We start from the raw sequence: 21,527 nt of genomic DNA, 5'->3' as shown, positions 1-21,527 counted from the left end.
CCGGGGCTCTTTTTCTTCTCCAGGAGCGGAGTACGCAAATTCGCCGCTGGTTCGTGGAGAGGTCATGCGGGACGTGCGGGGGTACGGCGGGACGCGACGGGTGCCGTTCTCGGCCTGGAGCCCACTGCCGGGTTCGCCTCGCGGTGGCGGCACGTCCCGTCGGCGGTGGCGTGTGCGGCCAACTGCGCCGCGGCCTGCCGTCGTACGGGGATTCCGTCCGGTGCTGGGCTTACGTCGGGTCGTGAGCAGCCCTGTCGAGGGTGCGTGGCCACCGGGTGGTGGTCTCGTCCTGCCGTGCTGCTGCAAGTCCGTGTGGTGCGTGTGGTGCTGTCGTGCGGGGTGGTGCCGGAGGGTCTGGTGGGGCTGTGGAGCCGAATGTGCTGGGCTCGGGTGGCTCGCTCGGCCGGAGGGCCTGGCCCTGTCGGGCTGTGCCTGCTGGGCCGTCGGGCCGGAAGGTGCGGGACCGGGCTGCCGGACCGGGCTTGCCGGATCGGGCTGTTGGGGTCCTGCGCTGTCGGGACCGGGCTCGCCTGGCGGCGTGTGCCGGGGGCCCTGCCGTGTCAGCGCTGGAGCGGGACCGCCCGGTCGTGCTGGCGGGCGAGGGGGATGCCCGCGAGGTGCGGTTCCTTCAGGAGCGGTTCCGCCGGGGCGTCCGCGCACTGGGCGTCGGCCGGGATGCCTGCGGTGATGTCGGCCGGGGGTGCCTCGGCCTCGTCGTCGGCCGGCGGGCGGTGGCGGCAGCTCGGTGACTTGCCGTGGGCCTCGGCCCGGATGCGCTGCTTCATGGTGGGCGGTAGTGATCGCGCGAAGATCCACGCCCAGGGGCTGAGCGCCGGTGTCGTCACCTCCGCCGGGGTCTCGGTGGTGCGGGCGGCCGAGTCCGTCTGCGGCGCTGCCGCGGCGGAGGTGGTGGTGATCAGACCGAGCGCGGTGAACAGCGCGAGGAACGCGGTGACGATGGCGGTCCAGAGCTTCATGACCGGAATCCGGGCCATGACCCCTCACTTTCAGGTTGGGCGATTTGCGTACTTTCCTCATGATGTGTATGCGGACCGCGAAGTGGTGGACCTCGGCACGTGGCGCGTTGATGTTCAGATGAACACCACACGGATGGGTGCAAGAGGGACGAAAAGCGCCGCAGACGGGAGGAGAGTGGCCAAAGTCACCGTCCGTGCGGATGTGATCACCGTCAGATCGGACCGACGTCCACCCCGTCTACTGCGCTCCGGGGAACGGGAGTTGAGGGCCGGACGCGGGTCACTGATCGGTCTCGGTCGGTGTGTATAGTCGGGCGCCAGAGGTCCCCTTACGTCAAGGAAAGACGAGGTAGCGCGGTGAAGAAGCTTCTCCTGGTCGCACTGGCCGCCATCGGCGGGCTCCTCGTGTACCGGCAGATCCAGGCGGATCGAGCCGAGCAGGACCTGTGGACGGAGGCAACCGACTCCGTGCCCGCGGGTTCGTGAGCACCGACAAGCGAGACTGAACAGACCCCGGCCGCCTCGCGGTCGGGGTTTTGTGTTGTCCGGGCGCGGGATGCGGCACCCGGTGCAGGATGGGCCACGTCCGGAGCAACCGCGGGAGCAACGGCGAGGGGTGGCGCGATGGGGCGGGGTGTGGCAGGGGGACGCGGTGCGGCACGGCACCGGCGCCCTTTCCGACCGAAGGCGCCCGCGGCCCCTCCCACGGCGCAGGGCCGTCCGCCCGGCTCCCCGCTCCCCGGCGCCGCCGCCTCCCCTCTCTCTCCGGTCCACCCGGTGGCGCCGGTCCACGGCCGACCGTCCGGTGGTTCCCGCCTCCGCGGCGTCGCGCGCGCGGGTGTCGTCGGTGTGCTGCTCTGCGCGATGTCGGCGTCGGCGGTGCGGGCCGCGGTGGCCGCCGACGGAACCGTCCCCTACGACTACGTGCCCGGCGCGCGGACCGTCGCGGGCACGGAGGGGACCGTCGGCGCGTCACCGCTGGAGGCCGGGTCGGCCTACCGCAGCTCCCTGCCGAGGGACGGCGCCCGCTACTACCGCCTCGAACTGGACGCCGCGGAGACCGCCTACGTCTCCGTGACCGCCGTTCCGCGTGCCGGCGGAACGGTCGCCGCCACGGACGGCGTCCGCGTCTCCCTGCGGGACGCGAACGGCGGCACGTGCTCGCTGGCGACCGAACAGTTCGGCGCGAGCCACAGCCCCCACCCGGTCGCGGCGTCGGCGTCCCGCGAGGTCGCACCGGGATCCGGAGTGTGCCAGGGGGCGGGCACCTACTACGTCGTCGTCGAGCGGGCGGACGCGAAGAACTCCCAGGCCGGCGACTGGGGTCTCGAACTGACCGCCGTGTCCGAACCCGGGCTGAAGGCGGCCGGGGCGACGAAGGCACCCGAGGCGTGGGACTCCGCGACGCCCGAACCGCCGGCCGGGACCGCCGTGCGGCGCGCGGGCGGCGCGGGCTTCGGCTCGGCGGTCACCGTGGGACGGGGCACCTGGACGGCGGACATCCGGCCCGGCCGGACCCTCTTCTACCGGGTGCCGCTCGACTGGGGACAGCAGCTCGACGCCACCGCCGAGCTGGGCGCGGGACCGGGCACCGGCTACGTCACCGGCGCGCTGACCACCTCCCTGTACAACCCCGTGCGGGACGACGTGCAGGACGTCGCCCTCTCGTACGGCGGCCGCGCGGCGTCGGCCGCGCTGGACTCGTCGCCGCCCGTGGCGTACGCCAACCGCTTCAGCTTCAGCGACCAGGTGCGGGCGATGCGGGTCGCGGGCGCGTACTACCTGGTGGTGCATCTCGCCGGGCAGACGGCCGACCGGTTCGGCGACGGGCCCTTCACGCTGACGCTGCGGCTGGGCATCCGCGGCGAGGCGCAGGCGGGCCCGGGGTACGCGGGGAGGTCCGTGCCGTCCGGGGTCTTCGAGGTCAGCGACGCGGAACGCGACGCCGCGACGGCGCACGGCGCGGCGGGCACGGGCGCCGACCCGGGCATGCGGGCGGTCGCCGCGGGCGGGATCGGCGGCGGCACCGTACTGCTGGCCGGACTCGGCGTGTGGACGGTGCTGAGCAGGCGCCGGGCGGCGGCCGCGGGCCGGGGCTGAGCGGGGCCGTCCGGCCGCCGGGCGCGGTCACATCCGGGTCAGCGCCCAGAACCCCACGGCGTAGCAGGCGAGCGCGATGAGCAGGACGGGGACCACGACCGCGGCGGGCGGCCCCGGCCTCGGCCGACGCCGCCGCGAACCGCGGCGCCGGGCCGGCTCCCGCGCGGGGAGCGGGACCTGGGCGGTGTACGAGGCGGTCGGCCTCTCGGCGGGGACGTGCTGCTGGGTGGGCGGCGTCGCGTCGGGCACGGGGCCGAGGCCGCCGTACGGCAGGCCGCCGCCGGGAGCGCCGGGGCCGTCGTCCGGGGCGGGACCGGTGCGCTGTCCGCCGGGTACGCCGGGTGCCGGGGACGGCAGGCGGAAACTCCCGGTGTCCTCGGGCGAGGGCCCGCCGGTGCCGGGGGAGCGGGGCGTCGGCGCGGGCAGGTTCGCCGGGCGCGGGGGTGCGGAGACCGACGCCGAGGGGGAGTCCGGCGAACTGCGGGGGTCGGACGGCGGCGGGCCGGAGCGCGGGGGGCTCGTCACCGGTCCGCCCGGTGCCTGCCCGGCGGCCTTCGAACCGGCCCTTGCCGCACCCGCGTTCCCGTGTCGGGGCGACCCTCCGCTCTGCGAACTCCCGTTTTCCCAGACGTCCTTGACCGCACCCGGCCGTGTCGCGCTCGGCCCTTCCGGGCCGAAGCCCGGGGGAAGGGGGCCCAACTGGTCGAAGATCTCGATCAGTTCGTCGTCCGGGCCGGGCGGTGGGAGGAGTTCGGCGGCATCGGCGAGCGCCCGGCGGGCGCCGGTGGCGGTGCGGAAGCGGGCGTGCGGGTCGGGTTGCAGCAGGGTGGCCACGACCTGCCAGAGGGGCTCGGGCACGCGCTGCGGCGGCCCCGGCGTCCCGTGGGCGGCGAAGTGCTCGACCAGTGCCCTGGCGTCCGGCTTCGCGCCCTCCAGCAGGTAGAGGGCGACCAGCCCGACCGCGAACAGGTCGGCGGTGAAGTCCGGTTCGGCGCCCATCATCTGCTCGGGCGCGAGATAACCGGGCGTTCCCACCACGAGGTTGGTGTCCGTCAGGCGTGCCTCGCCGAGACGCATCGCGATGCCGAAGTCGGACAGCCGCAGCTTCGGGAGGCCCGTGCCCGTGGCTTCGAGGAGGATGTTGGCGGGCTTGATGTCGCGGTGCACGACCCCTTCCGCGTGGACGGCGGAGAGGCCGGACAGCAGCTGGTCGAGGAGCAGGCGGACGAACGCGGGCGGCAACGGCCCGTAGTCGCCGACGAGATGGACCAGGGAACCGCCCGCCACCAGGTCCATGGTGAACAGGACCTTGTCGTCGTCGGCCGCCCAGCTGGCCGGTGCCAGCACATGGGGATGGTCGATCCGCAGGGCCTGTTCGCGCACGAAGCGCAGCAGCGAGTGCGCGTCGCTCTGCTGGAGGACCTTTGCCGCGACGTAGCGGCGACGGCGGTGGTCCCAGGCGCGCCAGACGGCGCCCACTCCTCCGCGTCCGATCGGGTCGGCCAGTTCGTACCGGCCGGCGAAGACCTCACCCATGACAGCGCGTCGCTCCTCCCCCTGCGGTTGCCCCCGTGGGCCTCTCCGTGCCGGGCGGTGCGACTCCCCCGTGAACTCCCGCCCGTTCCTGGTGCCTTGCGCCGTGCCTTGCCTCTGTGCGGTTCTCGCGCGTGCCGCATTCCACGAGGGACACGGGAACGTCCGTGCCCCTCCGGTGCGGACGGGTGGAGTCCCCCGACTCCGTTCACACGGCCGGTGACGCGCCCCCGCGCGTTCCGTGCCTGCCCCTGCCCGACGGCCGGACCCCCTGCCGGCGACCGGGTGCGGGGTCTCAGCTCTGGTGGGACTGGTAGTGCGCCACGGCGTCGGACGTGCGGCCGGCGCCGTACACGCGCAGGAACTCGGCGAGTTCCGGATGGGACGGGGCGAGGGTGTTCGCCGCGTCGATGATGTCGCCCGCGGCGGCCACGGACCGCAGCAGGGACTGGATCTCACGGACCACCCGCTTGACCGTGGGCACTCCTGAACTGCTGGTCGTCTGCGTGGTGTTGCTGAGCACCGAGCCCCCTTGAGACTTCTTGATCTCCTCCATGCGCTCGGTGGCCTCGGCGGCGCTCACGCTGCCGTCCGCCACCTGGCCGGCCAGGTCCTGCAGCAACTGCACCCGCTGCACGACCGCCGGGTTGCCGATCTTCGCCCGCTGGCCGCTCATCAGCTGGGACAGCATCGGAGCCGACAGTCCCAGCACCCCCGCGAGACGAGCCTGGTTGAGCCCCAGGTCGTCGATGAGCTTACGGAAGAGCGCCCCCAGCGGCTCCCCGTACCAGTTCCGCTGCAGTTCCCGCGCTCGCGCGGTCGCTTCCTGCTGTGCGGCGTCCATTGCGTCTCCCCATCGCTTCCCCAATACCGTGGTTCGCTGCCGCGAACCACGCCGAGCATCTTACGGAGAGTGGTTGTCCACGGGGACCCCCAATCTTTTTGCGAGATCGGGGGGGTGACCCGGTACTCTGGGCCTGCGGCGCCCACCGGTACGGGGTTTCTCGGGGTGGTCGTCCGTCTTCGGGGCCTTAGCTCAGTTGGTAGAGCGCTGTCTTTGCATGGCAGATGTCAGGGGTTCGACTCCCCTAGGCTCCACAGTGATGAGCTCCTTCCACCTGCGGAAACGCGGTGGGAGGAGCTCATTTCGTTGCGACGTCGTCCGCCCCGCCACTCGCCCCCACTGGGCTGTTCGCCCCGCCCGGGGTGTTCGCCTCACCCGTGGCGGCCCGCTCACCTACGGCGGCCGACTGTCCCAGGCCCGCCGTGCGCACGATCAGGTCCGCCGTGGCCTCCACGGTGCTGCCGGCGCCCACGATCCGCTCGATGCCGCCGGGCAGCAGGTCGAGCGGCCGGTACCAGCCGCGCAGTTGGTCGGCGGTGACGTCCAGGGCGATCGGTTTGGTCGCGTGACGGGCGAGGGTCTCCGTGAACGGCACGTCCAGGTAGAAGAGATGGGTGCCGCCGCGGTGGTCCCGGCACAGGCCGTCGATCATCGTCCCGTAGTGAGCCACGTAGAGGATGCCTTCGAGGACGACGTGGAAGCCGTGGTCGAGGGCGTAGCGGACGGTCAGGTCGATGAGGCCGATGTTGGCCGCGTCCGGGACGTCGCGCTCGCGCAGCACCTCTCGGCGGAGGTTGTCCTGGCCGACCAGGGCGATCCCCCGGCCGTGACGTTCACGGACGCGTGCGGCGACTGTGGACTTCCCGGAGGCGGAGTTGCCGCGCAGCACGACGAGTCGAGTCGAGTCGCTTCCCGTCTTCACCGGCGGCACATTACCGGCCGGAACGGACGTCGCGGCCGGGTGCGGTCCCGACGAGGTTCCGCGGAGCGTTTCACGTGAAACAACGCGGCGGGGCGGACGACCTCAAGTCGTCCGCCCCGCCGCGTCGTTGGCGCCTTGCTTCAGAGGATGGTCGGTCCGGTGGGAACTCAGCCGAGGTCGTCGCGCTTGGCGGCTTCCTCGGCCTCCTTCGCCTGGACCTCCGGGTCGAGCGCGCTCTGTGCCTGCGCGCTGCCGTCCACCGAGGTGAGGCCGCCGGACTCCGGGACCTCCGTCGCGGCGGGCGGCTCCACCAGCCAGTCGGGGTTGGCCTGCTTGTCCCACCACTTCCAGGCGGCGAAGGCCCCACCCGCGAGGATGCCCAGAACGGCGAGTCCCTTGGCGATACGGCCGGCCCTGGCCCGTCGCTCGTGCTTGCGGACCAGCTTCTGGATCTCCTTCTGGGAGACCTGGCCGCGCAGTGCGGCCAGTGCGGCGAGTCCGCGCGCGGCGGCCTCGTCCTTGACCGGTCCGGCCGCTGCGACGGCCTGCTCGATCCTGGGGCGTGAGTAGTCGGCGGCCTGGCGGGCCGCCTTGCGGGTGCGATCGGCCGCGTCCTGGGCGGCCTGGTCGACCTTCGGCGGGACATGCGCGAGAGCCTGGTCCACTCGCGGCGCGACGTAGGCGTCGTACTGGACACGAGCCTGCTCGGCGGCCTGCGACACCTTGGGCGCGAGCCGTACACGCGCCTCCTGTGCGTAGAGCGCGGCCTTCTCCTTGGCCGTGTCGGCGTAGGGCGCCACCACTTCCGCGGCGTGCAGCACGCTGTCCTTCGCCGAACCGGTCGCGGCGCGCACGCTGTCAATGCGGGTCACGGGTTCCTCCTCCTCGGTGGCGTACGGTAATCGACTTTCCACCCTTTTCCGGATCATGCCTGTCCGTGTGCTCCGGGGCATGCGAGGACGGGCATCCGGGTCATGGGCACCGGCTCGGGGCCCGCCGGGATCAAGGACTTTCCGTACGGCGATCAAGTGCAATAGCGGATTAATTCGGGGCAACAGGAGCTTGTCGCCGACAATGCCACGGATCGTCGGCCCATGCTGCGGTCGCGCGGCGACTCGGCCGGATTTCTGCGAGCGGTCGGGCGGACGCGCGTCCCGAGGGCGGTGCGCGTGCCTCCGCCGGGGCGGTCGGAGCCGGGTCGGACGGGCGTGCGGAGGTTGTCGTCGAGCGCCGCGCGGCACCGTCCGTGCGAGGATCGGCGAGTCACAGGAGGACAACGGAAGGCACATCGTGGCCGAGCAGCTTTACGCCACCCTGAAGACCAACCTTGGGGACATCCAGGTCCGGCTGCTGCCGAACCACGCTCCCAAGACGGTCCGCAACTTCGTCGAACTCGCCCAGGGCGAGCGCGAGTGGGTCAACCCCGCGACCGGCGAGAAGACCCGTGCCAGGCTCTACGACGGCACCGTCTTCCACCGCGTGATCAGCGGTTTCATGATCCAGGGCGGTGACCCGCTGGGCAACGGCACCGGTGGCCCGGGGTACCAGTTCGAGGACGAGTTCCACCCCGACCTCGGCTTCGACCGGCCGTACCTGCTCGCCATGGCGAACGCCGGGCCGGGCACCAACGGTTCGCAGTTCTTCATCACCGTCGCTCCGACCGCGTGGCTGAACCGCAAGCACAGCATCTTCGGCGAGGTCGTCGACCCGGCCGGCCAGAAGGTCGTCGACGCCATCATCAACACCCCGACCAACCCGCGTACCGACCGCCCCGTCAACGACGTCGTCATCGAGTCGGTCGTCGTCGAGACCCGCGAGGGCTGAGCCGGGCCCAGGACCCGATCACCCCGGGTCCACAGGGAACCAAACGCCCCGCTCATCCGTAAGGATGGGCGGGGCGGTGCATTGTGCGTACGGAGTAGTGAGGGGACCCCGATGGAACAGGTGCCAGGCGACCCGCAGGGTCCCGCGGGCCGGGACCCGTCGAGCGCTCCGAGCCTGCCGCGCTGCTACCGCCACCCCGACCGGGAGACCGGCATCCGGTGCGTGCGCTGCGAGCGCCCGATCTGCCCGGAGTGCATGGTCAGCGCGTCCGTCGGGTTCCAGTGCCCCGAATGCGTGCGGCAGGGCTCGGGCACGGGCCACGCCCCGGAGGCGAACCGGCCGCGCACGATCGCGGGAGGCACGGTCGCCGCCGATCCACGGCTGCTGACGAAGATCCTCATCGGGATCAACATCGCGGTGTTCATCCTGGTCCAGGTGCGCGGCCAGGCGCTGGTCGACCAGATCGCCCTGCTGGGCCAGGCGCAGCTGCCCTCCGGGTCGGTCGCCGGCGTCGCGCAGGGCGAGTGGTACCGCCTGCTGACCTCGATGTTCACGCACCAGGCCGTCGCGCACATCGCGTTCAACATGCTGAGCCTGTGGTGGGTGGGTGCTCCGCTCGAAGCCGCGCTCGGCAGGCTGCGGTACCTCTCGCTGTATCTGGTCAGCGGGCTCGCGGGCAGCGCGCTGGCCTATCTGCTCGCGGCGCAGAACGTGGAGACCGTCGGGGCGTCCGGAGCGATCTTCGGCCTCTTCGGCGCGACGGCGGTGCTGATGCACCGGCTCCGGCTGGACCTGCGGCCGGTCATCGCCATGCTGGTGATCAACCTCGTCATCACCTTCGCCTGGGCGGGCATCTCCTGGCAGGCCCACATCGGCGGGCTCGTCGCCGGTGTCGTGACCGGGTACGCGATGGTCCACGCGCCCCGGCGCCACCGGGCTCTGATCCAGTACGGCACCTGCGCCGCCGTACTCCTGGTCGTCGTCGTGTTGACCCTGATCAGGACCGCTCAGCTCAGCTGATATCGGATCGTTGTCCACAGCGGGTGCCGGATCTTGTGCATAGTGTGCGGGAACAGCTGTGCAGCCGGTCGCTCAGACGTGTTTTCGCAGGTCAAGTGGGATGCGAACGCTCTTCCGGATCTCGGTGTGACGGTCCTACCGGCGTCAACGGCCAGTGGGTTATCCACAGATCGTCGTTCTTTTCCCCAGGGTCGTGTGGAAATTCGAATCAGGCTGTGGATAACTCAGTGGATAGCCGTGGGCAGAGCTGCCGTCGCCCGGCCGCACGCCGGGCCGCCGTCGGGGCGCCACCAGGCAGAACCCGCTGTCCGCGGGCAGGCAAAAACCCCTTCACCGGCTTTCGCGCCCGGTGAAGGGGCGGACCCCCTGGGAAGCTCAAGAAGCTCCGGAGGTCCTACTTCCACTGCGTGGAGACACCGAAGCCGGCGGCGATGAAGCCGAAGCCGACGACGATGTTCCAGTTGTCCAGTGCGTCGATGGGCAGCGAACCGTCGGTCACGTAGAAGACCACGATCCAGGCGAGCCCGATGACGAACATGGCCAGCATCACGGGCGCGACCCAGGCCCGGTTGTTCAGCTTGAGCGCGGTCGCCTGCTTCACCGGCGGCGGCGTGTAGTCGGCCTTCTTGCGGATACGTGACTTCGGCACGAGGGGCTCTCCTGTCGATGCGCTGCGTGGCCGCGCAGGGGACTTGGCTGGCTCGGAGGGCAGCGTACAAGGGGACGCTGAGCGCCCTCCCGGGCGTCCGTTAGCGTAGTGCTTCCGTGGCGTCGAAGGAGATAAGGGTACGTTGACCAATTCCGACGACTCCCCCGGAGCAGGCCCGGGCTCTGCCCGTATCCGCCGGTTCCGCCCGTTCCGGGTGGTCACGGCTGGCGTCTTCGCTCTCGCGGGACTCATTTTCTTCACCAGTTTCGACACCGCCAAGGGCACCGACATCCGCACGGACGCCTCGCTGCTCAAGCTCTCCGACCTGATCCAGGAGCGCAGCCACAAGAACGGCGAGCTGGACGAGTCCAACGGCACCCTTCGCGACGACATCGAGGGCCTGGCCGAGCGCGACGACGGCAGCACGCGGGCCGAGGACGCGAAGCTCGCGGCGTTGGAGAAGAACGCCGGCACCCAGAAGCTGTCCGGCGACGGGCTCACCGTCACGCTCGACGACGCCCCGCCCAACGCCACCGCGAAACTGCCCGGCTATCCCGACCCGCAGCCCGACTACCTGGTCATCCACCAGCAGGACCTCCAGGCCGTGGTGAACGCCCTGTGGCAGGGCGGCGCCAAGGGCATCAAGGTCATGGACCAGCGGCTGATCTCGACCAGCGCGGTGCGCTGCGTCGGCAACACCCTGATCCTCCAGGGCCGCGTCTACTCGCCGCCGTACAAGATCACGGCGATCGGGGACACGGACAAGCTGCAGAAGTCCGTGGCGGCGAGCCCGGCCATCCAGAACTACATGGTCTACGTCAACGTCTACGGACTCGGCTGGGACGTTACGGAGGACGGCCCGGTGACTCTGCCCGGCTACTCGGGCACAGTGGACCTGCACTACGCCAAGCCCGTCGGGTAGCGCGTCGTGCGGTAGGGGATCGGCTGTCGCTGGGGGGAACCGGTGCCGGTGCGCGTGATCGTCAGGACCGTCAGCGAACTGTGCGTCACGCTGGGCGCCCTCATCGTGCTGTTCGTGGTGTACCTGCTGTTCTGGACCGGTGTGCGGGCCGACGACGTGATGGACGACCAGGTCGGCCGGCTGCACGCCCAGTGGGACCGGGACCGGGAGCACGAGACCGCGGGCGGGAAGCCGGCCGCGCCCGCCTCCGGCGCCTCCCCGACGGCGACCGCCACCCCCGCCGCGAAGCCGTACCGGAACGGCAGGGCCTTCGCCGTGATGTACATCCCGCGTCTTGGTTTCACGTGGAACAAGCCGGTGCTCCAGGGCACCGCCACCGACGTCCTGAAGAAGGGCCTCGGCCACTACGGGGGTTCCGCGCGACTCGGTGGGACCGGCAACTTCGCGGTGGCCGGCCACCGGCGCACGTACGGCGATCCGTTCAAGGACTTCCCGAAGCTGCGGCGCGGTGACGCGGTCGTGCTGACCGACGGAACCACCTGGTTCACGTATCGGATAGACAAAGGCCCATACAAAACAGTTCCCACCGATGTGGCCGTGGTCGACCCCGTCCCGGCCAAGTCCGGGTACACGCGTCCGGGCCGTTACCTGACGCTGACCACGTGCGATCCGGAGTGGGGGCACAGCCACCGCCTGATCGTCTGGGCGCACCTGGCCTCGACCCGGCCCGTGGAGGCAGGGAAACCGGAGGCACTGCGCCGTTAGTCTGGTGCCGTACGGCGTGAGTCTGGTGCCGTGGTGCGACGGAAGGGACGGCATGTACGGCTGGATCTGGCGGCATCTGCCGGGGAACACGTGGGTGAGGGCACTCATCTCACTGGTGCTGGCGCTGGCCGTCGTCTACATCCTCTTCCAGTACGTCTTCCCGTGGGCCGAACCGCTGCTTCCCTTCAACGATGTGACGGTGGACAACCAGTGAGTGCGCGGATTCTCGTCGTCGACAACTACGACAGCTTCGTCTTCAACCTGGTCCAGTACCTGTACCAGCTCGGCGCCGAGTGCGAGGTACTGCGCAACGACGAGGTGTCGACGGCGCACGCCCAGGACGGGTTCGCCGGAGTGCTGCTCTCTCCCGGTCCTGGCGCGCCCGAACAGGCCGGTGTCTGCATCGACATGGTGCGGCACTGCGCGGCGACCGGCGTCCCCGTCTTCGGCGTCTGCCTCGGCATGCAGTCGATGCAGGTCGCGTACGGCGGTGTGGTGGACCGGGCGCCGGAGCTGCTGCACGGCAAGACCTCTCCGGTCGAGCACGACGGCAAGGGCGTCTTCGCGGGCCTGCCCTCGCCGTTCACCGCGACCCGCTACCACTCGCTGGCGGCCGAGCCGGCCACCGTGCCCGCCGAGCTGGAGGTCACGGCACGCACCCACGACGGCATCGTCATGGGCCTGCGCCACCGTGAACTGCCGGTCGAGGGCGTGCAGTTCCACCCCGAGTCGGTGCTGACCGAGCACGGGCACCGGATGCTCGCCAACTGGCTCGTCGAGTGCGGCGACCAGGGTGCCGTGGCGAGATCGGCGGGGCTCGCCCCGGTGGTGGGCAGGGCCTCCGCGTGACCATGCTGCGCCCCGAGCGCGAGTCCGCCGCCGCACCGGGTGCCGAGGCCCCGACGGCCGCGGACGGCGCTGTGGACGGTGCCGCGCGGGGCGCGGCGGACCGCCCGGCGGCCGGGGGCACGGCAGCTGGGCCCACCGACGCGGCAGCGCCCGCGGGGCGCGGCACGGGACGCAGGCGCGCGCCGGGCGGGGCTGCGGACGGTGCCGTTGCCGGTGCCGCGGACCCCGCAGCGGGCGGGGGCGGCACGGGTGCGCGCGGCGAGGCGGCGATGCCCGGCAGCCGGGGCACGGGACGCAGGCGGGCGCCGGGCGGCGCCGCCGACGCCGTGCCGGGTGCGGCGGATCCCGCCGGGGGCGGCAGCGCGGCGGGGCCGCGTGGTGACGCGGCGGCCGTGGCCGGAGGCGAGGGCACGGGGCGCAGGCGCGCGACGGGCGGTCCGCGCCGGGCGCGCCCGGCGGCCGAGGAGGCCGCCCGTGCCCTGGCCGACGGGCCCGCTCCCTCCCCCTCCACGACCGCACCGCCGCGCCGCCCCCCGTCCGACGACGAGACCGTCGCGCTGCGGCTGCCGCCCCCGCCGGACGACGAGACGGTCGCCCTGCGGATATCCGACCTCACCGCGCTCGTGGCCGAGACCGCCCTGGCCGACGAGGACGCCACACGGGCCTCAGCGGCCGCTTCTGGCGCGGGAGTTGACGGATCCACCCCGGGCGGCCGTGCGGCCCGCAGAAGGGCGGCCAAGAGCCGTCACGGGCGTCGTACGACCGCTCCGCGCGCCGGGGAGGGCACCGACGACGCGGCGGAGGACGCCGGATCGCCGGACGGAGCGCCCCTGTCCCGCGTCGAGGCGCGGCGGCGGGCGAAGGCGCAGAAGCCGGGAGCCGCGGTGATCGCGAGCCGTGCGGTGGGCGAGGTGTTCATCACCACGGGCGTGCTGATGCTGCTGTTCGTCACCTACCAGCTCTGGTGGACGAACGTCCGCGCGCACGCGCAGGCAGGCAGCGAGACGAACAAGCTCCAGAACGACTGGGCGAGCGGCAAGGGCGCCCCGGGCGCGTTCGAGCCGGGCCAGGGCTTCGCCATCCTGCACATCCCGAGCCTCGACGTGGTCGTGCCGATCGCCGAGGGCACCAGCAAGTCAAAGGTCCTCGACAAGGGCATGGTCGGCCACTACGGCGTCGGCGACTTCAACACCGCGATGCCGGACGCGAAGACGGGCAACTTCGCGCTCGCCGGGCACCGCAACACGCACGGCGAACCCTTCCGGTACATCAACAAGCTCAAGCCCGGCGATCCGGTCGTGGTCGAGACGCAGGACAAGTACTACGTCTACAAGGTCACTTCGACGCTCGCCTCGACCCCGCCGAGCAACGTGAACGTGATCGACCCGATCCCCGCGGGCTCCGGCTTCACCAAGCCGGGCAGGTACATCACGCTGACGACGTGCACCCCGGAGTTCACCAGCACGAACCGGCTGATCGTCTGGGGCAAGATGGTCGAGGAACGGTCGCGCAGCAAGGGCAAGCCGGATGCGCTCGTCGAGTAGGGGCAGATGACCAGTGGCAGCGACCACCGACCACGAAGAGCAGACGGACGCGACCGGACCCGACCCGGCGCCCTCGCGGCCCCGGCGTTCCCGGCCGACCGGTCCGGTCGCGGCGGCGGTCAGCTTCCTCGGTGAACTCCTCATCACGGCGGGCCTGTTGCTCGGCCTGTTCGTCGTGTACTCGCTGTGGTGGACGAACGTCGTCGCCGACCGGACGGCGGACCGGCAGGGCGACAAGGTCCGCGACGACTGGGCGCAGCAGGACGACGGCGGCGGCGACGCCTCGTCGGGAGCGCCGGGTGCGCTGGACACGAAGGCCGGCATCGGCTTCCTGCACGTGCCCGCGATGAAGAACGGCGAGGTCCTGGTCGAGAAGGGCACCGACACGTCCGTCCTCAACGACGGCGTCGCCGGCTACTACACGGACCCCCTCAAGGCGACGCTGCCGACGACCGGCAAGAACGGCAACTTCACGCTGGCCGCGCACCGGGACGGGCACGGCGCCAAGTTCCACAACATCGACAAGATCAAGAAGGGTGACCCGGTCGTCTTCGAGACGAAGGACGACTGGTACGTCTACAAGGTCTTCGCGATCCTCCCCGAGACGTCGAAGTACAACGTGAACGTCCTGGGCTCCGTCCCCAAGGAGTCCGGCAGGAAGAAGGCCGGCCACTACATCACGCTGACGACCTGTACACCGGTGTACACCTCCCGGTACCGGTACGTGGTGTGGGGCGAGCTGGTCCGCGTCGACAAGGTCGACAGCAGGCGGACGCCGCCGAAGGAGCTGCGGTAGGGGGCGCGAGTCCTCCGCGACGCCGGAGCCCCGGCACCCGTGACGGGTGCCGGGGCTCCGGCGTACAGGGCGGGGGCGGTCAACCGCCGAAGAGGCCGCCGTTGTTGCCGCCGTTGTCGTTTCCGTTGCCGCCGATGGTCGTCAGCGTGACCGTCGTGTTGTCCGGACTGTCCACCTGGCTGTTTCCGGCGGGGTCCTGCTGGAGCACCCGTGCGTTGTCGTCCCGGGAACTGCCGTTGGCGAACTGGATGTTGTTGTAACCGGCCGCCTTGAGGGCCGCCGTGGCGTCCTTGACCGTCTGGCCGCGGACGTCCGGCACCGTCGACTTCTGCACGGCCTTGCCGATCTGGATCGTCACCTTCGAGTCCTTGTCGACCGAGGTGCCGGCCGCGGGAACCGTCTGGATGACCTTGCCGACCTTCGAGGCGTCCTCGGTGTCGACCTCGGTGCAGTCGCCCTGGAGGTTGCTGGCGGTCATCTGCGCCTTCGCGGCGTCACAGGTCTGGTTGGAGACGTCCGGGACCGTGGATTTCGCCACTTCCTTGGCGATGGTGAGGGTGATCGTCGATCCCTTCTCCACCTCCTTGCCGGCGACCGGGTCCTGGTCGAGAACAGTGCCGGGGTCCTCGGTGGACTCCCTCTCCTTGGTCTTGACCGTGAGCTGGTAGTCGTCGCCCTCCAGCTGGGACTTCGCGTCGTCGAGGCTCTGGGTGATCACGCTCGGCACCGTCACCTTCGGCGCACCGGTCGAGATGACCAGGTTGACGGTGTCGCCCTTGTTGACGTCGGTGCCTTCCTGCGGGTCCTGCGAGCAGACGTTGCCCTTGGGCTGGTCCTCGCAGGCCTTGCGGGTCACCGCCACCTCAAGGCTGACGTTGCTCGCGCTCTGCTTGGCCCTGGCCAGGGTCTGGCCCACGAAGTTCGGCGCCTGGAGGCTCTCGTTGTCCGCGCCCCCGTTGCCGCTGAAGACGTACTTGCCGATCAGGATCGCGCCGATGAGCACCAGGATGCCCGCGACGACCAGCAGGATCGTCGAGGTGTTCTTCTTCTGCTGCTTCTGCCGGCGCCGGTCGGGCCGCTCGTCGTAGCCGTAGCCGCCGTCGTCCGGGTTCATCGGCGGCAGCATCGAGGTGGCGCCGGCGTCCGCGGTGCGCAGGGCGGTGGTCGGCTGGTCCTGGCTGCCGTAGGCGCCGTAACCGACCGAGCCCATCGCCGCGGTGGCCGCGACCGGCTGGCCGTCGAGGCATGCCTCGATGTCCTGGCGCATCTCGTCGGCGGACTGGTAGCGGTAGTTGGGGTCCTTCTCCAGCGCCTTCAGCACGATCGCGTCCATCTCGGGCGTGATCTCGGTGTCGAAGACGCTCGGTGCCTGGGGCTCCTCGCGCACGTGCTGGTAGGCGACGGCCACCGGGGAGTCGCCGATGAACGGCGGCCGCACGGTGAGGAGTTCGTAGAGCAGGCAACCCGTCGAGTACAGGTCGGAACGGGCGTCGACCTGCTCGCCCTTGGCCTGCTCCGGCGAGAGGTACTGGGCGGTGCCGATCACGGCCGCCGTCTGCGTCATCGTCATGCCGGAGTCGCCCATGGCGCGGGCGATGCCGAAGTCCATGACCTTGACCTGGCCGGTGCGCGTGAGCATGACGTTCGCCGGCTTGATGTCACGGTGCACGATGCCGTTGCGGTGTGCGTACTCCAGGCCCTGGAGGATGCCGACGGTCATCTCCATCGACCGTTCCGGCAGCAGCTTGCGGCCGCTGTGCAGCAGCTCGCGGAGCGTGGAGCCGTCGACGTACTCCATCACGATGTACGGGATGGAGACCCCGTCGATGTAGTCCTCGCCCGTGTCGTAGACCGCGACGATCGCGGGATGGTTGAGCGAGGCGGCCGACTGGGCCTCCCGGCGGAACCGGGCCTGGAACGACGGGTCGCGCGCCATGTCGGCACGCAGCGTCTTCACCGCGACCGTGCGGCCGAGCCGGGTGTCATGCGCGAGGTACACCTCCGCCATGCCACCACGGCCGAGCACGTGGCCCAGCTCGTACCGGCCGCCGAGGCGACGCGGCTCTTCCATAGCTACCTACCAGCCCTCTCCGTCGGCCCGACCGGCACTCTTGTGCCGTCGGAGGCTGCCGTCCGGGCCTACCGTACCCGGCTCGTTTGCTGTGACCTGGCCAAGCCCGTCACCCGATACCGGACCGGTATTTCAACGTGCACCGATGTGCAGGAGACGTGAGCGGGGTCACTTCTTGCTGTTGACGACTGCCTGCATCACGCTCTTCGCGATGGGGGCCGCGAGGCCGCCGCCGGAGATGTCGTCACGGTTGGCGTCGCTGTCCTCGATCACCACGGCCACGGCGACGGGGGAGCTGCCGTCGGGCATCTTGGCATACGAGAGGAACCACGCGTAGGGGTTCTCGCTGTTCGCGACACCGTGCTGCGCGGTACCGGTCTTGCCGCCCACCGTCAGGCCGTTGATCTGGGCGTTGGTGCCGGTGCCCTTCTGGACCACCGTCTCCATCATCGACTGGAGGACCTGGGCGTTCTCCGCGGTCAGCGGCTGGCTCATCTGCTCCGGGTCGGTCTTCTCCAGGGTGTCCAGGTTGGGCGCCTGGAGCTCGTCGACCATGTAGGGCTTCATCAGCTTGCCGTCGTTGGCGACCGCCGAGGCGACCATGGCCATCTGGAGCGGGGTCGCCGCGGTGTTGTACTGGCCGATCGACGACAGCGCGGTCTGCGACGGGTTCATGTCCGACGAGAAGACGGAGGCGTTCGAGCGGACCGGCGTGAACTGCTCCGAGTCGAAGCCGAACTTCTTGGCCTCGGCGAGCATCTTGTCGTTGCCGAGGTCGGCGCCGATCTTGCCGAACACGCTGTTGCAGGAGTACTGGAGGGCGACGCGCATGGTGGCGTCCTTGCAGGGGATGTTGCCCTCGTTCTTCAGCGGTGTGGTGGTGCCCTTCATGATGTAGGGCAGCGGGGAGTCGGTCTTCTCGTCGGCCGAGGTGTACAGGCCGTTCTCCAGCGCGGCGGCCGCGGTGACGACCTTGAAGGTGGAGCCCGGCGGGTAGGTCTCGCGCAGCGCCCGGTTCAGCATCGGCTCACTGGAGTCCGACGCCTTCTGGAGCTTCTTCCACGCGTCCTCGTCGGCCGTGCTGGCGCCGGCGATCGTCGAGGGGTCGTACGAGGGGAACGAGGCCAGCGCGAGGATCTTGCCGGTGGACGGCTCGATCGCGGCGACCGCGCCCTTGCCGCCGTTCTTCGCCAGACCGTCGTAGGCGGCGGCCTGCGCGGCGGAGTTGAGGGTGGTGACGACGTTGCCGCCCTGCTTCTTCTTGCCCGTGACCATGTCCAGGGTGTTGCGGAAGAAGAGCCGGTCGTCGTTGCCGGTGAGGATGCCGTCGTCGATGGACTCCAGCTGGGTCGCGCCGTAGGCCTGCGAGACGTAGCCCGTGACGGGCGACCACATCTTGCCGTCCTTGTACGTGCGCTTGTACTTGAAGTCGCCGTCCTTGGCCGTCGTGTGCCCGGTGATCGCCTTGCCGTCGACGATGATGTCGCCGCGCGGGGTGGCGTACCGCGCGATGGCGACCCGGCGGTTGTCGGTGTCGCTGGCGAGGCTGTCGGCCTTGACGTACTGGAGCCAGTTGTCGCGCAGCAGCAGCGTCAGGACGAGGAGGGCGCAGAAGATCGCGATCCGGCGCAGGGGCTTGTTCACGGGCGGACCACCTGGGTCATTTCGGCGTCGGGGTTGGCGGCGGGGGCGGGCGCGGGGCGGCGCGCGGTGTCGCTGATTCTGATCAGGATGCCGATGAGGGCCCAGTTGGCGATGACGGAGGAACCGCCGTACGCCACGAACGGCATCGTCATACCGGTCAGCGGGATGAGGCCCATGACGCCGCCGGAGACGACGAACACCTGGAGCGCGAAGGCGCCGGAGAGGCCGATGGCGAGCAGCTTGCCGAACGGGTCGCGGGCGGCGAGGGCGGTGCGCACGCCGCGTTCCACGATCAGGCCGTAGAGCAGGAGGATCGCCATGATGCCGGCGAGACCCAGTTCCTCGCCGAAGGTGGCGAGGATGAAGTCGGAGTTGGCGGCGAAGCGGATCAGGTCGGAACGGCCCTGGCCGAGACCGGTGCCGAGGGTGCCGCCGGAGCCGAACGCCCACAGCGCCTGCATCGACTGCTCGGAGTGGCCGGCCACGCCCTTCTGGCTCAGCAGGTACTCGTGCATCGGGTTGAGCCACGCCTGTACGCGCATCTTGACGTGCGGTTCGAACGACGCGACGCCGACCGCGCCGGCCGCCGACATCAGCAGACCGAAGAAGATCCAGCTGGTCCGCTCGGTGGCGACGTACAGCATGATGATGAACATTCCGAAGAACAGCAGCGACGTGCCGAGGTCCGTCTCGAACACCAGGATGATGATCGAGATGAACCAGACGACCAGGATCGGGCCGAGGTCGCGGCCGCGCGGCAGGTACAGCCCCATGAAGCGGCGGCTGGCCAGCGCGAGCGCGTCGCGCTTCACCATCAGGTAGCCGGCGAAGAAGATCGCGAGGACGATCTTCGCGAACTCACCGGGCTGGATGGAGAATCCGGCGACGGAGATCCAGATCTTCGCGCCGTAGATGTTCGCGCCGAGGCCCGGCACCAGCGGCAGCAGCAGCAGGACGAGCGCGCCCACCATCGAGATGTAGGTGTACCGCTGGAGCACGCGGTGGTCCTTGAGGAAGACCAGGACCGCGATGAACAGGCCGATGCCCATGGCCGTGTACATCAGCTGGCGCGGGGCCGCGGTGCCCGCCTGGTGGATCGACTGGAGCAGCTTCGACTGGTCGAGCCGCCAGACGACCACGAGACCGAGGCCGTTCAGGAGGGTCGCCAGCGGCAGCAGCAGCGGATCCGCGTACGGCGCGAACTTGCGCACCGCGAGGTGCCCGACGCCGGCGAGCAGCCCGAGGCCGAGCCCGTAGCTCAGCAGCCCGGACGGCACCGAACCGTCGATGGCCAGGCCCACGTTGGCGTAGGCGAACACCGGGATGAGGACGGCGAACACCAGCAGCGCGAGCTCGGTGTTGCGTCTGCTCGGCGCGCCGATCGAGCCGATCGTGGACGTGTGGTGCGTCGACGTGTTGGAAGAACTGCTCATCGTGTGACGGGGCCTCTCACGGCTTGCCTACTGCTTACCGCACAGCGAGACGACCTTCTGCTCTTCCTCGGAAAGGCTGGGGCCGGGGCTGGGAGTGGACGCGGTGGCGGACGGGGACGGGGAGGACGAGGCCGACGGGGTCGGTGACGCCTTGGACGAGGCGGAGGTGCTCGTGGTTCCTGCCGTGGCCCCGGTCTTGGCGTTGCTGTCGCTCTGCGGGGCGGTGCGCTGGGCCTCCTTCTTGCACGCGGAGGCCTGGACGGTCAGCTCGTCGATCTTCTTCTGGGCGGCCTTGAGCCCGCCCTCGGCGATCGTCGCCCGCACCTGCTTCTGCTGGTACTGCGGCAGGTACTTGAGTTCGATCTCGGGGTGGGCCTTCTCGACCTTCGAGAGTTTCACCCAGGCCAGGTCCTGGCTGATGCCCTGGTAGAGCGCGACGTGCTCGTCCTCGGCGCCGACGAAGTACTGCGTCTGCGTCCAGCGCCAGCCGCCGTACAGGCCGCCGCCGATCACGGCGAGGGCGAGCACGGTGTAGAAGGATCTCTTCAGCCAGCGCCGACGGCCGCGGGGCTTGACGAAGTCCTCGTCGGTGTAGTCGTCGAAGCTGCCCGTGGGCGCGTACCCGGTGGTGTCGCCGCTGCCGGGCGGGCCGAACTCCCCGCCGCCGCCCGCCTGTCCGGGCACCTGGCGGCCGAGCCCGGAGGCGCGTCCGGCCGGGGTCTGCATGATCCCGTTGTCGTGGTGGTGCAGCTGCTGGTTCTCGGCGACCGCGCCGACCACGATCGGGGTGTCGGAGAGCTGCCCGGCCAGGGTGTCGCCGGTGTCCAGGTCGAGCACGTCGGCGACGATCAGCGTGATGTTGTCGGGGCCGCCGCCGCGCAGCGCGAGCTGGATCAGCTCCTGCACGGTCTCCTGCGGGCCCTGGTAGCTGGCGAGCGTCTCCTCCAGCGTCTGGTGGGAGACGACGCCGCTGAGACCGTCGGAGCAGATCAAGTACCGGTCGCCCGCGCGTACTTCGCGGATCGACAGGTCCGGCTCGACGTGGTCGCCGCTGCCGAGGGCGCGCATCAGCAGCGCGCGCTGCGGATGGGTGGTCGCCTCCTCCTCGGTGATGCGCCCCTCGTCGACGAGGCGCTGCACCCAGGTGTGGTCCTGCGTGATCTGCGTGAGGACGCCGTCGCGCAGCAGGTACGCGCGCGAGTCGCCGACGTGCACGAGACCGAGCCGCTGGCCGGTCCACAGCAGGGCGGTGAGGGTGGTCCCCATGCCTTCGAGCTGCGGGTCCTCCTCGACCATCATGCGGAGCTGGTCGTTGGCCCGCTGCACGGCGGTGCCGAGCGAGGTGAGGATGTCGGAGCCGGGGACGTCGTCGTCGAGGGCGACGATGGTGGAGATCACCTCGGAGGAGGCGACCTCGCCGGCGGCCTGGCCGCCCATCCCGTCGGCGATCGCGAGCAGCCGGGGGCCGGCGTAGCCGGAGTCCTCGTTGCCCTCGCGGATCATGCCTTTGTGCGATCCGGCGGCGAAGCGCAGTGACAGACTCATGCGCACCTCGCCCGTCGGCTCCGGGTACATCCGCACGGTGCCCACCCTCCGGTCGGGAGCGCGCCGGGGCCCGGGGTGGGGACCACCGC

Annotated in this window: 20 protein-coding genes and 1 tRNA gene; 11 read left to right on the top strand and 10 right to left on the bottom strand. The window is 70.7% G+C overall.

Annotation, left to right across the window (positions count from 1 at the left end; genetic code table 11):
* Positions 1-560: 560 nt before the first annotated feature.
* Positions 561-995, bottom strand: a complete 435-nt coding sequence (locus ACFZA0_RS10485; RefSeq protein ID WP_391013998.1) for a DUF6344 domain-containing protein — start codon at positions 993-995, stop codon at positions 561-563.
* Positions 996-1,334: 339 nt separating this feature from the next.
* Between ACFZA0_RS10485 and ACFZA0_RS10480 the strand changes: the two genes are divergently transcribed.
* Positions 1,335-1,463: a DLW-39 family protein gene (locus tag ACFZA0_RS10480; protein ID WP_010467770.1), complete on the top strand. Its 129-nt coding sequence runs from the start codon at positions 1,335-1,337 to the stop codon at positions 1,461-1,463.
* Positions 1,464-1,754: 291 nt separating this feature from the next.
* The gene (locus ACFZA0_RS10475; RefSeq protein WP_391013996.1) at positions 1,755-3,077 is read left to right on the top strand and encodes a hypothetical protein; all 1,323 of its coding nucleotides are present in this window, start codon (positions 1,755-1,757) and stop codon (positions 3,075-3,077) included.
* A gap of 27 nt (positions 3,078-3,104) precedes the next feature.
* Here ACFZA0_RS10475 and ACFZA0_RS10470 read toward each other — a convergent pair whose 3' ends face one another.
* A complete protein-coding gene (locus ACFZA0_RS10470; protein ID WP_391013994.1) occupies positions 3,105-4,613 on the bottom strand; it encodes a protein kinase in 1,509 nt (502 codons plus the stop codon).
* 292 nt (positions 4,614-4,905) lie between these two features.
* Positions 4,906-5,454 carry a helix-turn-helix domain-containing protein gene (locus ACFZA0_RS10465; RefSeq protein WP_391013992.1) on the bottom strand — a complete coding sequence of 183 codons (549 nt, stop codon included), beginning with the start codon at positions 5,452-5,454 and terminating at the stop codon, positions 4,906-4,908.
* 181 nt (positions 5,455-5,635) lie between these two features.
* Here ACFZA0_RS10465 and ACFZA0_RS10460 point away from each other — a divergent pair.
* Positions 5,636-5,708 (top strand) — tRNA-Ala (locus ACFZA0_RS10460).
* A gap of 44 nt (positions 5,709-5,752) precedes the next feature.
* Here ACFZA0_RS10460 and ACFZA0_RS10455 read toward each other — a convergent pair.
* A complete protein-coding gene (locus ACFZA0_RS10455) occupies positions 5,753-6,376 on the bottom strand; it encodes an AAA family ATPase (protein ID WP_391013990.1) in 624 nt (207 codons plus the stop codon).
* Positions 6,377-6,543: 167 nt separating this feature from the next.
* Entirely contained in the window at positions 6,544-7,248 is a 705-nt protein-coding gene (locus tag ACFZA0_RS10450; RefSeq protein WP_391013988.1) for a DUF5324 family protein, read from the bottom strand.
* A gap of 418 nt (positions 7,249-7,666) precedes the next feature.
* On the opposite strand from ACFZA0_RS10450, the gene ACFZA0_RS10445 reads away from it, so the two are divergent.
* Positions 7,667-8,200: a peptidylprolyl isomerase gene (locus tag ACFZA0_RS10445; protein WP_391013986.1), complete on the top strand. Its 534-nt coding sequence runs from the start codon at positions 7,667-7,669 to the stop codon at positions 8,198-8,200.
* A 111-nt stretch (positions 8,201-8,311) separates the two neighbouring features.
* Positions 8,312-9,220, top strand: coding sequence for a rhomboid family intramembrane serine protease (locus ACFZA0_RS10440; protein ID WP_391013984.1), 909 nt, complete (start codon positions 8,312-8,314; stop codon positions 9,218-9,220).
* A 394-nt stretch (positions 9,221-9,614) separates the two neighbouring features.
* On the opposite strand, the gene crgA is transcribed toward ACFZA0_RS10440, so the two are convergent.
* Positions 9,615-9,869 carry a cell division protein CrgA gene (gene crgA, locus ACFZA0_RS10435; RefSeq protein WP_391013982.1) on the bottom strand — a complete coding sequence of 85 codons (255 nt, stop codon included), beginning with the start codon at positions 9,867-9,869 and terminating at the stop codon, positions 9,615-9,617.
* A gap of 142 nt (positions 9,870-10,011) precedes the next feature.
* Between crgA and ACFZA0_RS10430 the strand changes: the two genes are divergently transcribed.
* The 6 genes from ACFZA0_RS10430 (at position 10,012) to ACFZA0_RS10405 (ending at position 14,745) form a co-directional block, all read left to right on the top strand.
* Positions 10,012-10,791 (top strand): DUF881 domain-containing protein, encoded by a 780-nt coding sequence (locus ACFZA0_RS10430; RefSeq protein ID WP_391013980.1) that lies wholly within the window; start codon positions 10,012-10,014, stop codon positions 10,789-10,791.
* A 48-nt stretch (positions 10,792-10,839) separates the two neighbouring features.
* Complete coding sequence (locus ACFZA0_RS10425; protein WP_391013978.1) at positions 10,840-11,556, top strand: class E sortase; 717 nt, start codon at positions 10,840-10,842, stop codon at positions 11,554-11,556.
* 16 nt (positions 11,557-11,572) lie between these two features.
* Positions 11,573-11,770, top strand: a complete 198-nt coding sequence (locus ACFZA0_RS10420) for a hypothetical protein (RefSeq protein WP_391014446.1) — start codon at positions 11,573-11,575, stop codon at positions 11,768-11,770.
* Complete coding sequence (locus ACFZA0_RS10415; protein ID WP_391013977.1) at positions 11,767-12,405, top strand: aminodeoxychorismate/anthranilate synthase component II; 639 nt, start codon at positions 11,767-11,769, stop codon at positions 12,403-12,405. The genes ACFZA0_RS10420 and ACFZA0_RS10415 overlap by 4 nt, the downstream gene beginning before the upstream one ends.
* A 269-nt stretch (positions 12,406-12,674) precedes the next feature.
* Positions 12,675-13,949: a class E sortase gene (locus ACFZA0_RS10410; protein ID WP_391014423.1), complete on the top strand. Its 1,275-nt coding sequence runs from the start codon at positions 12,675-12,677 to the stop codon at positions 13,947-13,949.
* A 13-nt stretch (positions 13,950-13,962) separates the two neighbouring features.
* Entirely contained in the window at positions 13,963-14,745 is a 783-nt protein-coding gene (locus tag ACFZA0_RS10405) for a class E sortase (protein WP_391013975.1), read from the top strand.
* A 79-nt stretch (positions 14,746-14,824) separates the two neighbouring features.
* Here ACFZA0_RS10405 and pknB read toward each other — a convergent pair whose 3' ends face one another.
* From pknB to ACFZA0_RS10385, 4 genes are all read right to left on the bottom strand, one after another.
* Positions 14,825-16,816, bottom strand: a complete 1,992-nt coding sequence (pknB, locus tag ACFZA0_RS10400; RefSeq protein WP_391013973.1) for a Stk1 family PASTA domain-containing Ser/Thr kinase — start codon at positions 16,814-16,816, stop codon at positions 14,825-14,827.
* Between the two features lie 168 nt (positions 16,817-16,984).
* Positions 16,985-18,460, bottom strand: coding sequence for a penicillin-binding transpeptidase domain-containing protein (locus ACFZA0_RS10395; RefSeq protein WP_391013971.1), 1,476 nt, complete (start codon positions 18,458-18,460; stop codon positions 16,985-16,987).
* A complete protein-coding gene (locus tag ACFZA0_RS10390; RefSeq protein WP_391013969.1) occupies positions 18,457-19,893 on the bottom strand; it encodes an FtsW/RodA/SpoVE family cell cycle protein in 1,437 nt (478 codons plus the stop codon). The genes ACFZA0_RS10395 and ACFZA0_RS10390 overlap by 4 nt, the downstream gene beginning before the upstream one ends.
* Before the next feature lie 27 nt (positions 19,894-19,920).
* The gene (locus ACFZA0_RS10385; protein ID WP_391014421.1) at positions 19,921-21,468 is read right to left on the bottom strand and encodes a Stp1/IreP family PP2C-type Ser/Thr phosphatase; all 1,548 of its coding nucleotides are present in this window, start codon (positions 21,466-21,468) and stop codon (positions 19,921-19,923) included.
* Positions 21,469-21,527 lie beyond the last annotated feature (59 nt).

It is taken from the genome of Streptomyces sp. NPDC008150 (assembly GCF_042956945.1).
In the GTDB taxonomy this organism is placed as follows: Bacteria; Actinomycetota; Actinomycetes; order Streptomycetales; family Streptomycetaceae; genus Streptomyces.
This window is presented reverse-complemented; position numbering and strand designations above follow the sequence as displayed.